Source organism: Erwinia sp. QL-Z3, from assembly GCF_004551645.1.
GTDB classification, from domain to species: Bacteria; Pseudomonadota; Gammaproteobacteria; order Enterobacterales; family Enterobacteriaceae; genus Erwinia; species Erwinia billingiae.
Map to the genome: position 1 here is coordinate 4,615,204 of NZ_CP037950.1, position 13,840 is coordinate 4,629,043.

11 protein-coding genes are annotated in these 13,840 nt (G+C 56.8%); 4 read left to right on the top strand and 7 right to left on the bottom strand.

Annotated features, from left to right (window positions below):
* Window positions 1–59 precede the first annotated feature (59 nt).
* Together E2F51_RS22135 and fghA are read left to right on the top strand one after the other, a co-directional pair.
* A complete protein-coding gene (locus E2F51_RS22135; protein ID WP_134824586.1) occupies window positions 60–1,184 on the top strand; it encodes an S-(hydroxymethyl)glutathione dehydrogenase/class III alcohol dehydrogenase in 1,125 nt (374 codons plus the stop codon).
* Window positions 1,185–1,197: 13 nt separating this feature from the next.
* Window positions 1,198–2,040, top strand: a complete 843-nt coding sequence (gene fghA / locus E2F51_RS22140; RefSeq protein ID WP_013203007.1) for an S-formylglutathione hydrolase — start codon at window positions 1,198–1,200, stop codon at window positions 2,038–2,040.
* Window positions 2,041–2,089: 49 nt separating this feature from the next.
* Here the strand turns inward: fghA and cirA are convergent, their stop codons facing one another.
* The 6 genes from cirA to yieE all read right to left on the bottom strand — a co-directional run bounded on the left by cirA (window position 2,090) and on the right by yieE (window position 9,908).
* Entirely contained in the window at window positions 2,090–4,060 is a 1,971-nt protein-coding gene (gene cirA, locus E2F51_RS22145) for a catecholate siderophore receptor CirA (protein WP_134824587.1), read from the bottom strand.
* A gap of 173 nt (window positions 4,061–4,233) precedes the next feature.
* On the bottom strand, window positions 4,234–5,022 hold the full coding sequence (locus tag E2F51_RS22150) for an ABC transporter ATP-binding protein (protein ID WP_105760669.1): 789 nt from the start codon (window positions 5,020–5,022) through the stop codon (window positions 4,234–4,236).
* Window positions 5,019–6,101 (bottom strand): iron ABC transporter permease, encoded by a 1,083-nt coding sequence (locus tag E2F51_RS22155; protein ID WP_013203010.1) that lies wholly within the window; start codon window positions 6,099–6,101, stop codon window positions 5,019–5,021. The genes E2F51_RS22150 and E2F51_RS22155 overlap by 4 nt, the downstream gene beginning before the upstream one ends.
* A gap of 15 nt (window positions 6,102–6,116) precedes the next feature.
* Window positions 6,117–7,244 (bottom strand): ABC transporter substrate-binding protein, encoded by a 1,128-nt coding sequence (locus tag E2F51_RS22160; protein ID WP_134824588.1) that lies wholly within the window; start codon window positions 7,242–7,244, stop codon window positions 6,117–6,119.
* 136 nt (window positions 7,245–7,380) lie between these two features.
* The gene (locus tag E2F51_RS22165) at window positions 7,381–8,850 is read right to left on the bottom strand and encodes an amino acid permease (protein WP_013203012.1); all 1,470 of its coding nucleotides are present in this window, start codon (window positions 8,848–8,850) and stop codon (window positions 7,381–7,383) included.
* Window positions 8,851–9,041: 191 nt separating this feature from the next.
* Window positions 9,042–9,908, bottom strand: coding sequence for a DNA-binding transcriptional regulator YeiE (yieE, locus tag E2F51_RS22170; RefSeq protein WP_013203013.1), 867 nt, complete (start codon window positions 9,906–9,908; stop codon window positions 9,042–9,044).
* A 162-nt stretch (window positions 9,909–10,070) separates the two neighbouring features.
* On the opposite strand from yieE, the gene E2F51_RS22175 reads away from it, so the two are divergent.
* Together E2F51_RS22175 and nfo are read left to right on the top strand one after the other, a co-directional pair.
* Complete coding sequence (locus E2F51_RS22175) at window positions 10,071–11,129, top strand: YeiH family putative sulfate export transporter (protein ID WP_134824589.1); 1,059 nt, start codon at window positions 10,071–10,073, stop codon at window positions 11,127–11,129.
* A 69-nt stretch (window positions 11,130–11,198) separates the two neighbouring features.
* Window positions 11,199–12,050 (top strand): deoxyribonuclease IV, encoded by an 852-nt coding sequence (gene nfo / locus E2F51_RS22180; protein ID WP_134824590.1) that lies wholly within the window; start codon window positions 11,199–11,201, stop codon window positions 12,048–12,050.
* A gap of 93 nt (window positions 12,051–12,143) precedes the next feature.
* On the opposite strand, the gene fruA is transcribed toward nfo, so the two are convergent.
* Window positions 12,144–13,838 carry a PTS fructose transporter subunit IIBC gene (fruA, locus tag E2F51_RS22185; RefSeq protein ID WP_013203016.1) on the bottom strand — a complete coding sequence of 565 codons (1,695 nt, stop codon included), beginning with the start codon at window positions 13,836–13,838 and terminating at the stop codon, window positions 12,144–12,146.
* Between the last annotated feature and the right edge of the window lie 2 nt (window positions 13,839–13,840).

A 13,840-nucleotide genomic window follows, 5' to 3' on the forward strand; every position in this document is an offset into this window, starting at 1 on the left:
TTTTGATTTGACTAAACTCCCGAGCAGTAGCCGTATCACCTTCTAAGAGGAAAAATTAGATGCAAATGATTAAGACTCGCGCGGCGGTCGCCTGGGCTGCGGGTGAACCGCTTTCTATCGAAGAAGTGGACCTGATACCACCGCAGAAAGGCGAAGTGCTGGTGCGTATCGTCGCGACCGGCGTTTGCCATACCGATGCTTACACCCTGTCAGGCAAAGATCCTGAAGGCGTGTTCCCGGCGATCCTCGGCCATGAAGGCGGCGGCGTGGTGGAAGCGATTGGTGAAGGCGTGACCAGCGTTGCCGTTGGCGACCATGTTATCCCGCTGTACACCCCGGAATGCGGCCAGTGTAAATACTGTCTGTCCGGCAAAACCAACCTGTGTCAGGCGATCCGCGCCACCCAGGGCAAAGGCCTGATGCCGGACGGCACCACCCGCTTCTTTAAAGACGGCAAGCCTATCTTCCATTACATGGGCACCTCGACCTTCTCCGAATACACCGTTATTCCTGAAATCTCCCTGGCGGTGATCAGCAAAGACGCCCCGCTGGAAGAAGTCTGCCTGCTGGGCTGTGGCGTCACCACCGGTATGGGTGCGGTGATGAACACCGCCAAGGTGAAAGAAGGCGATACCGTTGCCATCTTCGGTCTGGGCGGCATTGGTCTGTCGGCGATTATCGGCGCAAAAATGGCGAAAGCCGGCCGCATCATCGGTATTGATATCAATACCAGCAAATACGACCTGGCGACCAAACTGGGCGCAACCGACCTGATCAACCCGAAAGATTTCGACAAGCCGATTCAGGAAGTGATCGTTGAGATGACCGACGGTGGCGTCGACTTCTCCTTCGAATGTATCGGTAACGTCAACGTGATGCGTTCCGCGCTGGAATGCTGCCATAAAGGCTGGGGCGAGTCGGTGATCATCGGTGTCGCCGGTGCCGGCGAAGAGATTTCTACCCGACCATTCCAGCTGGTGACCGGCCGCGTATGGCGGGGTTCTGCTTTCGGTGGCGTTAAGGGCCGCTCACAGCTGCCGGGCATTGTGCAACGTTATCTGGACGGCGAATTCCAGCTTAACGACTTTATTACCCACAATATGCCGCTGGAAGAGATCAACGACGCCTTTGAGCTGATGCATGAAGGCAAATCGATCCGTTCAGTGGTGCATTTTAAAAAATAAATCAGGAGGATTGATGCCATCCACTCTGGAGCTACTTGAAGAACACCGGATGTTTGGCGGCTGGCAGCAGCGTTATCGCCATCCGTCCACCTCGCTGAACTGCGCGATGACCTTCAGCATATTTCTGCCCGGGCCGAAGCGCGATGCGCCACCGCCGGTGCTCTATTTCCTGGCGGGTCTGACCTGTACCGACGAGAACTTCTCAACCAAATCAGGCGCTCAGCGCATGGCTGCGGAGTTAGGGATCGTACTGGTGATGCCGGACACCAGCCCGCGTGGTGAAGGTGTGCCGAACGATGAAGGTTATGACCTGGGTCAGGGCGCGGGATTCTATCTCAATGCCACCCAGGCGCCGTGGAATGCGCATTTCCGCATGTACGATTACCTGAATGAAGAGTTGCCTGCGCTGATCGCCGGTAACTTTAACGTCAGCGATCGTCAGGCAATAATGGGGCACTCAATGGGCGGTCACGGCGCGATTATGCTGGCGCTGCGTAACCCGCAGAAGTTCACCTCTGCCTCCGCGTTTGCACCGATTGTTAACCCGGCGGAAGTGCCGTGGGGACAAAAGGCGTTCAGCAGCTATCTGGGTGAGGATACTCAGGCCTGGTGTCAGTACGACAGCTGCTGGCTGATGCGTCAGACCACGGCGAAGGTGCCGATGCTGATCGATCAGGGTGACAGCGACCAGTTCCTCGCCGATCAACTGCATCCTGAGCGGCTTGATGATATTGCGCGTGAAAAGGGCTTCCCGCTGAACGTGCGCATCCAGCCAGGCTACGACCACAGCTATTTCTTCATCGCCAGTTTCGTTGAAGACCATCTGCGCTTCCATGCGCAGTATCTGCTGGCATAAAAAAAACAGCCGGGCATTGCCCGGCTGCTTATTCCTGTCATTCCGGCGATCAGAAGGTGTAATCCACCGCAGCAAAGTAACGACGGCCATCTTCGTTATAGCTGTAACTGTCTCGGTTCAAATCCTTATCCCCGAGGTTTAACACACCAGCCCGCAGCTTAACGGCTTTGCTGGCCTGCCACGATGCGCCGGTATTCCACAGCACATAGCCGCCAGGCGTTAAGCCATCATTATTCAACGTCCGCCGCTCGCCAGAATAGTTAGCCTGCAGATAGAACGACCAGTCCTGCACTGGCGTCCAGTCCAGCGTGCCGTTTGCGGTATGCAACGGCAGCTGCTCCAGCGGCTTATTGCCGCCGCCGCTGATATCACGCCCATCGGTATAGGTGTAATTCAGCGTCAGCTTCCAGGCATCATCAAACGGGATCTTCAGTTCCGTTTCCAGCCCGGTGATCCGCGCTTTGTCGACGTTGTAATAACGGAATACCGGCCGGCCACTGGCATCAAACCCAACAAAGTTGCTGTAGCCAGGTGCGAGGCTGACTGAAGACGTACGGGCGATATTGATCATATCGTCGATATTGTTCTGGAAAGCGGTAATGCTGCCGGTTACGCCATCCAGCAGTCCGTCTTCACCGGCGTAATAGATCCCCAGCTCGAAGCTTTCGCTGGTCTCGGGCTTCAGCTCAGGACTACCGACAATCGCGCAGCTGCCACGGCAGGAATTGGTCTGCCAGTCCGGGCTCAGCTGCAGCAGCGAAGGTGCTTTAAAGGCGTTGGCCCAGCCGCCTTTGACCGTCACGGTATCGGTGGCGTTATAGACCAGATACGCGCGCGGACTCCAGTGATCGCCATAGGTTTGGTGATCGTCCATACGTACGCCGGTGGTCAGCGCCAGCGAATCAAAGATCCGCCATTCATCTTCCACAAACAGCGCATACTGGCTGGCGGAGGTCGACCCGCTGCCGGACAGATTGACCGGATCCTGCAGTTTGTCGTGACGCACTTCCCCGCCAAAGGTCAGCAGCTGGTTAATTTCCGCCAACGGCAGGATCAGCTTGCCATCCAGCGAGTTGTTTTTAGCAATAATATTCTGCCCGCCGGTGTAGTTATCCACCTGGTCACCGTAAAAGCGCAGCTCGGTGTTGCCCCATCCCCAGCGGCCATCATGACCAACAGAATAGTTCTGCCGCTCCAGGCGGTTTTTGTCCAGCGAATCGGAATCACGATCCTGACGATCGAAGCCGTAACCGAAGGTCATGTTCTGGCTGTCGGTCGGCGTGAGTGCGAACTCCACGTTGCCATCACGGGCGGTGTAGCCTTCAATACGCGGGCTAAGGCCGGTGGCAGAGGTGGAAGACGGCTGCTGGGCATCCTTTTCACGCTTGCCCAGGCTGCCGTAAATTTTCACGCCCAGCAAATCATCAATCAGCGGTCCGCTGGTGAAGAAGTTACCGTTGTAGCTGTCGCCGCGATCGCGATGTTCCTGCACCGTGGTATCGGCGCTGAAGGTGCCATGCCAGGCTTTACCGACCTTGCGGGTGATGATGTTGACCACGCCGCCCAGCGCGTCCGAGCCATACAGTGAGGACATCGGCCCACGCACCACTTCGATGCGCTCAATGGCATCCGCGGGGATCCAGTTCAGATCGAAGTCGTTATGGCGGAAAACGGCATTGCGGGAATTGACGCGCTTGCCGTCAATCAGGATCAAGGTGTAGCTGCTGTCGAGGCCACGCAGGCTGACACCTTTGCGGTTGTCCCCTTCGTTAGTGAGCTGAACGCCAGGCACATCACGCAATACGTCCCTGAGATTCTGCACCGGCCGGCGTTTTATATCGTCGGCGGTAATAACGCTGATACTGGCGGGAGCTTCTTTTAAATTCACTTCAACCGCAGAGGCCGTGACGACCATGGTGTCTTCTTCTTTCTTTTCCGCTTCTTCCGCGGCTACCGGAAAGGTGAAGGCCAGCGCAGACGCGCATAGCCCGCAGCGGACAACGGGATTCAACCTGAACATGCTATTCTCCATGAGGCGCATTTTAAAATAGTGTTATCAATACCTTTTGCTCACACGAAAACCGCAGAGTGTTCTCTGCTTAATCATCCCGGTATCTTCCGGTTTGTTTTTTATCTTTATAATAGTGGGCGGAAAGATTCCGCCCTTTGCAGGTGTCTTGCCAGACAGAATAATTACAGCATCGGTTCCGTCACAAGTCCATCAATCAGCACCTGCGGGGTTCCCCGCGTGCAGCGCTCGATGCGGCCCTTGACGCCATAGACTCTGGCCAGGCTGGCTGGGGTGATCACTTCTTCCGGTAAACCATCGGCAATTAACTCACCGTTTTGCAGCATTAATACGTGTTCACCGTGACGCAGGGCGATATTAATATCGTGCACCACCACCACCGTAATAATATTTCTTTTCTGCGTTTCTCTGCGCACCAAATCCATTACGTGAAATTGATAATTTAAATCCAATGCGCTGAGGGGCTCATCGAGTAATAACAGCTCCGGCCGACGAATTAAGGATTGCGCCAGACCGACCAGCTGTTTTTGCCCACCGGAAAGTTGATCCAGATAGCTTAAGGCCAGATGGGCAATCCCCAACTGCTCCAGCACCGACATCACTTCGGCTTCACTGGCGGCGCTGCTGCGACCACCGGAAGCACGCTGTGCCACGATGATTGATTCCAGCACATGCAGATGCACGCCGGCAGGCAGCGACTGCGGCAGATAAACCACCTTCTCTGCACGGCGGGCAAACGGCTGGGACATCAGTTCCGTGCCGTTCAGCCAGACTTCGCCTTCGGCGCGGTTGAGGCCGGCCAGCGAGCGCAGCAGCGTGGATTTGCCACAGCCATTTGGCCCCAGCAGCACGGTGATTTTGCCTCGCGGCAACAGCGGCACGTTCAGGTCGCTGATAATTTTGCGTTTTGGGTAACCGGCGTGGAAACCACTGATACGTAAGCCTTCCATCAAACGGTCCCCCGGTGACGCAGAATAATACTCAGGAAGAACGGCACGCCCACCAGCGAGGTGACGATGCCCACCGGGATGATCACACCCGGGATCAGGTTTTTCGACACCACCGAAGCCATCGACAGGACCAGCGCACCGGTCAGCGCACTGGCTGGCAGATAGAAACGGTGGTCCTCACCAAAGATCATCCGTGCGATGTGCGGCGCGACCAGGCCGATAAAGCCGATCGGGCCAACAAAGGCCACCGCCAGCGCGGAAAGAATACTGATGCGCAGCAATGTCCCCAGACGCAGACGGCGGACATCAATGCCAAAGCTGACGGCGCGATCTTCACCCAGACGCAGCGCGGTCAGCTTCCAGGAACTCATCATTGAGAACGGCACCAGAATGGCAAAGGCCAGCGTCAGCACGCCCAGCTTATCCCACGAGGCTCTCGCCAGGCTGCCCATGGTCCAGAACACCAGGCCCTGAAGCGTGTCCTCGCTGGCGATAAACTGCATCATCGACACCAGCGCATTAAAGGTAAACACCAGCGCGATACCGAACAGCACCACCCCCGAGGTCGCTACCCGCGTCCAGCGCGTCACGCCATCCAGCATTAATGCGGCAAACAGCGCAAAGACAAAGGCGTTAGCCGAAATGAACCACTGATCGGGGATCCCCGGAAGACCGATACCCAGCACGATGGCCAGCGCGGCGCCAAAAGCCGCCGCTGAGGAAACGCCCAGCGTAAACGGGCTGGCCAGCGGGTTATTCAGGATGGTTTGCATCTCTGCACCCGCCAGACCCAGCGCCAGACCCACCACCACCGCCATCAGGGCATAAGGCAGACGAATGTCCCAGACGATAACGCGCGTGCCGGCATCAACCGATTCCGGTGACAGCAGCGTGTGCCACAAGGTGTCCAGCGTCAGGCCGGACGGACCGAGGGTAAAATCCAGCACCAGCGAGGCGAGGATTGCCAACACCAACACGCTCATCATCAGCAGACGATGACGTAACATATGATGGTAACGGCCCATCACGCCTTCGGCTTGGGGCTTTTCGGCGTACTGCACCGGGTCGTGGGTCACACTCATTCTCAATACCTGTAATTACTCGGTTTCAGTCCAGTAAGTGCCCGTTGGTGGCACCGCCAGAAACTGCTGATACAGCTGTTTCTCAGTAGCGGCGACATCGAGGTCAGCGAACTGCTCGGGGTAGAACCATTTGGCAAACGCCTGGATAGCCAGGATGTTATACGGCGAATTGTAAAAATTATGCCAGATAGCGTAACTGCGTCCTTCTTTCACCGCATCCAGCTGGTTAATGCCCGTGCGTTTCAAAACGGTGGCCAGACTGGATTGCGCTTCTTGTTGGCTTACCTGCGCGCCAAGCTTAATGCCCGGTCCGGCAGCGCCCGGCGCTTTACCTCCGCTGGCGATATAAATCTTCGGCTGGCTGGCGATCACCTTTTCCAGGTTAACGGTACCCAGCGGGCCCGGTAACAGGTCGCGGGCGATATTGTTGCCGCCGGCGAGGTCAATAAAGTCGCCCATATTGCCTTTGCCTGCGGTACCGCAACACTCGGGCATCGAGGCCGCGCGCAGCTCAATAAACACCGAAGGCTTATCGGCCGCCGGGATTTTGCTGGTGATGTCGGTCACCCGCTTAAGGTTCTGCTGATAGAAGCTGATGTAGTTCTCGGCTTCCTTTTCGCGGTGCAACACTTTGCCCAGCACCCGCATGCTGGGGACGGTATTTTTAAGCGGATTTGCACGGAAATCGATAAACACCACCGGCACACCGGCGCTTTCAAGCTGACTGACCAGCTCGCTGCTGCGGCCCGGTCCATGGCCGGATAAGCCAAAAATGGCCACGTCCGGGTTCAGCGTCAGCACTTTTTCCGGGCTGATGCTGTCGGCGGTGGTGTGGCCAATCAGGGGAATATTATCAATTTTTGGGAATTTTTTGCGGTATTCCGCGTAGGTCTGGGTGTCCAGTTTACGGAAATCGCCCTGCCAACCCACGATGCGGTCAACAGGCTTCTGCCCTTCTAGCAGCGATACGGCGTAAAACAACCGCCCTTCGCCGAGCAGGATCCGGTCGGTTTTTTCCGGCAGCGTCACTTCACGTCCGGCAATGTCTGTGACGGTTGCAGCCCAACTGCTGCCTGCCGTCAGCGCCAGTAACGTCAACGATAATGCGATTTTTTTGATCACTAACCCGCTTAAATTTTCCACGCCTGATTCCTTAGCAAAGAAGAAAAAGTAATGGCGGTAACAATAAAGCAAATGATAATAGTTATCAATAATATTTGTAATAACTCCTTACAAACAAAAAAGGCGCGGGATCCGCGCCTTGTTCATTTTCCGGCAACTACTTACCGGTATATTTCGGAAACTCCATTTCGCTGTACTTCACAAAACGGGTTTTCCGCGTCAGCTTGAAGCCGAACCAGATAATCAGGAACAGCGGAATACCGATGTAGGTCGCCGCCACGCCATACCAATCAATGCGATCCGACAGGAAGGCCTGATAGTTCTGCCCCAGCGTAATGATCAGGCACAGCACAAAGGCGAAGATCGGGCCCAGCGGGAAAAAGCCGGAGCGGTAAGGCAGGTCGGCCAGATCCAGTCCCTGCGCAACATAGCCACGGCGGAAGCGGTAATGGCTAATGGCAATGCCTAACCAGGCGATAAAGCCGGTCATGCCCGAGGTGTTCAGCAGCCAGATATAGACGCTCTGGTTGCCAAACATCGAGGTCAGGAAGCACAGTCCGGCAACCACCGTGGTGGCGTACAGGGCATTGCGCGGCACGCCGCCGGCGGACAGTTTGCCAAAGATACGCGGCGCTTTGCCTTCGCGGGCCAGGTTAAACAGCATGCGCGTTGAGGCATACATCCCTGAGTTACCGGCTGACAGCACGGCGGTCAGGATCACCGCGTTCATTACCGCAGCCGCAGACAGTAAGCCCGCGTGTTTGAACACCAGCGTGAACGGGCTGATGCTGATATCGGTCACGTTGTTACGCAGCAGGCTTGGGTCGGTATACGGAATGATCAGGCTGATCACCAGAATCGCAAACACATAGAACAGCAGGATACGCCAGAACACCTGACGCACCGCGCGCGGGATATTTTTCGCCGGGTCTTCAGACTCACCGGCGGCGATACCAATCAGCTCGGTGCCCTGGAAGGAGAAGCCGACGATCATCGCCACCCCGATCATCGCTGAGAAACCGCCGGCAAAGGGCGCATCACCAATCTGCCAGTTATGCCAGCCCGCCGTTTCACCGCCGCGCAGGATGCCAACAATCATCAGCACACCCACCACGATAAAGACGATAACGGTCACCACCTTGATTAACGAGAACCAGTATTCCGCTTCACCGAAGCCTTTTACCGAGATGTAGTTCAGCAGGAAGATCACGCAGAGGAATAACGCGCTCCAGATCCAGCCTGGGGTGTCCGGGAACCAGTAGGTCATCACCAGCTGCGAAGCCACAAGGTCAACAGCAATGGTCACTGCCCAGTTGTACCAGTAGTTCCAGCCCAGCGCGAAGCCGAAGCCCTCTTCCACATAGTTAGCGCCGTAAGTAGAGAAGGAGCCAGAAACCGGCATAAAGGCCGCCAGTTCGCCGAGGCTCGTCATCAGGAAATAGACCATCAGGCCGATCAGCATATAGGAGAGCAGCGCGCCGCCCGGGCCCGCCTGAGAAATTGTCGCGCCTGAGGCCACGAATAAACCGGTGCCAATGGATCCGCCGATGGCGATCATCGTTAGATGACGCGCTTTTAACTCACGCCTTAGCGCAGGTTGTTCTGTTGTTTTTGTGTCCTGAACCATCTTGAAATGCTGCGTCCTTGGAAAAATGAGGCGCGATTGTAGCAAACTGACCGGTCTCGCCTAGTGATTCCGCCACGTTATAAGATAGCTTCATGATTGCCGCCGGATTATTAGTTCCAGCGTCTTTTCCCCTGAAAAAGGCAGGCCAACTGGCTTTATCCCCTGGCTGAGCCGGGGACATAAGGGAAATTTTACTCGGTACAGTAACTCAAAAAACGCAGCAGCGACTTGGACAGATGCTTCTGCTTATGGTGAATGCGGTACAGCGTGCGCTTCAGTTTGGGTAACGGCACCGGCACTTCTTTTAAGGTGCCCACCGCCAGCTGTTCGGCAATCACCCGCCGTGAAAGACAGCTGATCCCCATTCCGTGGCGGACGGCATGTTTAATCGCTTCGGAGTTACCAAGTTCCAGCGCCAGCTTGAACTGCGGCAGGTGTGACAGCAGCAAATAATCAACGATTTCGCGGGTGCCGGAACCGTGCTCGCGTAAAATCCAGGCGGCAGCCGCCAGGGTTTCCAGGGTAACCGGTTGGGCAAAGATTTCCGCATCGGGCGCGGCAAACACCACCAGCTCATCTTCCAGCCAGGGTTCACTGATGATTTCGCTCATATGGCACGGGCCTTCAATCAGGCCAATATCCACCCGGAAATCCGCTACCGCAGTGATCACATCCTGGCTGTTGCCGACGCTCAGTTCCAGCGGCAGATCGGGATAGTCCTTGCGCCAGCCGGCGAGCATGCCGGGCAGCAAATAGTTACCGATGGTGCTGCTGGCATAGACACGCAGCGCCCCATTATCCTCGCGGAACAGCTGTTCGATTTCGGTTGCCTGCTCAAGCAGCGCCACGGTGCGGGGATAGAGCAGGCGGCCATGTTCATTGACCACCAGCCGCTTACCCACGCGATCGAATAGCTGTACGTTGAGCTGGCCCTCAAGATCGGCCAGTGCGGCACTCACCGCAGATTGCGACAGCGACAACACCTGGGATGCCTGGGTTGTCGACCCACTTTTCAGGACTTCGGCAAACACTTCCAGCTGCCGTAACGTAATGTGCATTGCTTCTCCTCGATCGCTGCCCTGCCCCGGCTGGCGGGTTATGCCCTTGCGTAACAGGGGGAAAGGTCATCTATCACTTATAGTGGTTAATTATAAATATATAATCAATTTCTCTTTTAAGCCACCTTTCTCCATGCTGTCCGTATTGAAAAGGAGCTTGCCATGACGACCCTGACGCTACACCACCCAAAACTTCAGCCTGGCCGTTATGCGGCCGGATTACTGTTAGCATTAATGCTGGCAGCGGGCGCAACCTGGTTGGGAACGTTGCCTTCCGTTGCCGCGCTCGGACTGGGTGCCCTGACGCTGGCTATTGTCGCCGGGATAGTCGCGGGCAATACCCTTTACCCGCGCCTCGCCGTCAGCTGCGATCCGGGCGTCATCCTCGCGAAACAGCAGCTGCTGCGATTAGGCATTATCCTTTATGGCTTCCGCCTGACGTTCCAGCAAATCGCTGATGTCGGTGTTAGCGGCGTGCTGATCGATGTGCTTACGTTGAGTTCGACCTTCTTTCTCGCCTGCTGGCTGGGACGCCGGGTGTTTGGATTAGATCGCGATACGGTGTGGTTGATTGGGGCCGGCAGCAGCATCTGTGGCGCGGCGGCGATCCTGGCCACCGAACCGGTGATCAAAGCAGAAGCCTCTAAAGTGGCGGTGGCTATCGCGACCGTGGTGATTTTCGGTACGCTGGCGATCTTTATCTACCCGCTGCTCTATCCCCTCGCGGCATCGCTGTTCACCAGCATTACGCCAGCCAGCTGGGGCGTGTTTACCGGCTCAACCCTGCATGAAGTCGCGCAGGTGGTGGCGGCCGGACATGCGGTCAGCCCGGAAACGGAAAATACCGCGGTGATCGCAAAAATGCTGCGGGTGATGATGCTGGCGCCCTTCCTGTTGTTACTGAGCGCCAGAATGCGCCGCTCCGCTCCCGGTGGGAACAGCACCCCGAGCCCGTTACGCTTCCCCTGGTTTGCGCTGGTGTTTATCGCCGTGGCGATGTTCAACTCGCTGCACCTGCTGCCTCAGCCGGTGGTAAACACCCTGAACCAGATTGATAATATTGTGCTGGCAACCGCCATGGCCGCATTGGGCCTGACCACCCGACTCAGCTCGCTGAAAAAGGCCGGACTGAAGCCGCTGCTGTTAGGGCTGGTGTTGTTTATCTGGCTGATGGTCGGCGGTGGCGCGATTAACCTGCTGATCCCGCATTTGTTGTCATAACTTCCCACCGTTTCCGGTTATCATTGCCCGCTCGCGTCCTTTGATGCAGCCCAATAACAGGAGAACGGCATGAAATATATCGGTGCCCACGTCAGCGCGGCTGGCGGTGTGGATCAAGCGGTGCTGCGCGCACATGAACTCGAAGCCACTGCCTTTGCGCTGTTTACCAAAAATCAGCGCCAGTGGCGGGCAGCCCCGCTGACTGATGAGGTTATTTCCGCCTTCCGTGCGGCCTGCGAGAAGTATAATTACACTTCCGCGCAGATCCTGCCGCACGACAGCTACCTGATTAACCTGGGTCACCCGGTGACCGAAGCGCTGGAGAAATCCCGCGACGCTTTCCTCGACGAACTGCAACGCTGCGAGCAGCTTGGCCTGTCGCTGCTGAACTTCCATCCCGGCAGCCACCTGCATCAGATCGAAGAGGATGACTGCCTGAAGCGCATCGCCGAGTCGATCAATATTGCGCTGGATAAAACCCAGGGCGTGACGGCGGTGATCGAAAATACCGCCGGTCAGGGCAGCAACCTCGGCTTCCGCTTTGAACATCTGGCTGCGATCATTGATGGCGTGGAAGACAAGTCCCGCGTCGGCGTCTGCATTGATACCTGCCACGCCTTTGCCGGTGGTTACGATCTGCGTACCGAAGAAGAGTGCATCAATACCTTCGCCGAATTTGAACGTATCGTCGGTTTCCAGTATCTGCGTGGCATGCACCTGAATGACGCGAAAAGCACCTTCGCCAGCCGCGTTGACCGCCATCACAGCCTCGGTGAAGGCAACATCGGCAAAACGGTGTTTAGCTGGATGATGAAAGATGCACGTTTTGACGGAATCCCGATGATTCTGGAAACCGTAAACCCGGATATCTGGAAGGATGAGATTGCCTGGCTGAAGTCAGAGCAGCGTTCCGCCGGGTAAAAAGGTGGATGCCACGGAGAAGATGATTCTCCGTGAGCCAGAAATAAAAAAAGCGCGGTCGCCCGCGCTTTTTTATTGCCTGTGGTTGAGCAATCAGGCTTTTGCTAATTCTGCCTCAGGGCGTTTCAACACCGCGTAAGACAGGCCAGCAACCGCCGTACCGATAATAATGGCCATCAGGTAACCGATCACCGGGGTAATCGCCCCTGGGATCAACAGGACGAACAATCCACCGTGCGGCGCCATCAGTTTGGCACCCACCGCCATGGAGATTGCGCCGGTCAGCGCACCACCAATGATACAGCATGGCAGAACGCGCATCGGGTCACGGGCCGCGAACGGGATAGCGCCTTCAGAGATAAAGCACAGTCCCAGCACCAGCGCAGCCTTGCCGCCTTCCTGCTGACCTTTGTTGAACTTACGACGGGCCACCAGCGTTGCCAGCCCCATCGCCAGCGGTGGCACCATACCGGCCGCCATAATGGCTGCCATGGGTGCGTAGGTCTGCGAACTCAGTAAGCCAACACCAAAGGCATATGCCACTTTGTTCACCGGACCGCCCATGTCGGTACACATCATGCCGCCGAGGATTGCGCCCAGCAGGATGGCGTTCGCCGTCCCCATGTTCGCCAGCCAGTGAGTCAGGCCTTCCATGATTTTCGCCACCGGCGTACCCACCACGTAGATCATCAGCAGACCGGTGATCAGGCTGGCAACCAGCGGGATAATCAGGATCGGTTTCAATGCTTCCATACTTTGCGGAAGTTTGAGTTTGCTACTGATAAATTTCGCTGCGTAACCGGCAATGAAACCGGCGATGATCCCGCCGAGGAAACCGGCGTTGATGCTGGTGGCCAACATACCGCCGATCAGACCCGGCGTCAGGCCCGGACGGTCAGCAATCGAGAAGGCGATAAACCCGGCCAGCACCGGCACCATCAGCGCGAAGGCGCTACCGCCACCGATCTGCATCAGTGCGGCGGCCAGCGTGCCCTGCTCTTTGAAGGCGGTGATACCAAAGGCGAAGGACAGGGCGATGCTCAGACCACCCGCAACCACCATTGGCAGCATATAGGATACGCCGGTCAACAGGTGACGGTAGGCACCCGCGCCCTCTTTCTTATCGTCAGAGGAAGAAGACTGCGCGCCGCCTTTCGGTTGATACGGTTTCGCTTCCGCGACGGCCTTATCCAGTTCCTGCGCGGTTTTCTTCAGCGCCAGACCGGTTGAGGTGCGGTACATCGGCTTACCGGCAAACTTCGCCAGGTCCACTTCGATGTCTGCCGCCACAATCACCAGATCGGCTTCTGCCACTTCTTCCGGCGTGATGGCGTTGCCCGCTCCGACCGAACCCCGGGTTTCCACCTTCACCCACCAGCCGCGTTTTTTCGCTTCGGTATCGATGGCTTCTGCAGCCATAAAGGTGTGCGCCACGCCGGTTGGGCAGGCAGTCACCGCAACAATACGTTTAGGTCCTTTGGTGGCGACCGCGCTGGCCGGCGTTGCCGCTACCGCTGGCGCATGCCAGGGTTTGGCATCGGTCTGCGCTTTCGCCAGTACCGCTTCCGGCTGACGCAGCAGCTGTTCAATGTCGGCCAGATAGATGGCTTTGCCATCCAGCGAGGCGTCTGCAGGGATGTTTTTCCCGGCCACAATCACCTGGTCAGCGTCGGCCAGGTTGTCGGTCAGCGTCAGGCCTTTACTGGCGGCCGCAGCCGTGGTGATATTTTTTGCCAGATAGCCCGTTGCCAGCCCCAGCGAAGAATCTATTATCAGCAGCGTTTTCATTA

Coding starts and splice junctions, on each gene's coding strand:
- E2F51_RS22155 (WP_013203010.1), bottom strand. CDS start 6,101: ATGAGTGTGACCCACGACCCGGTGCAGTACGCCGAAAAGCCCCAAGCC.
- E2F51_RS22175 (WP_134824589.1), top strand. CDS start 10,071: ATGACGACCCTGACGCTACACCACCCAAAACTTCAGCCTGGCCGTTAT.
- fruA (WP_013203016.1), bottom strand. CDS start 13,838: ATGAAAACGCTGCTGATAATAGATTCTTCGCTGGGGCTGGCAACGGGC.
- nfo (WP_134824590.1), top strand. CDS start 11,199: ATGAAATATATCGGTGCCCACGTCAGCGCGGCTGGCGGTGTGGATCAA.
- E2F51_RS22165 (WP_013203012.1), bottom strand. CDS start 8,850: ATGGTTCAGGACACAAAAACAACAGAACAACCTGCGCTAAGGCGTGAG.
- E2F51_RS22135 (WP_134824586.1), top strand. CDS start 60: ATGCAAATGATTAAGACTCGCGCGGCGGTCGCCTGGGCTGCGGGTGAA.
- yieE (WP_013203013.1), bottom strand. CDS start 9,908: ATGCACATTACGTTACGGCAGCTGGAAGTGTTTGCCGAAGTCCTGAAA.
- cirA (WP_134824587.1), bottom strand. CDS start 4,060: ATGTTCAGGTTGAATCCCGTTGTCCGCTGCGGGCTATGCGCGTCTGCG.
- fghA (WP_013203007.1), top strand. CDS start 1,198: ATGCCATCCACTCTGGAGCTACTTGAAGAACACCGGATGTTTGGCGGC.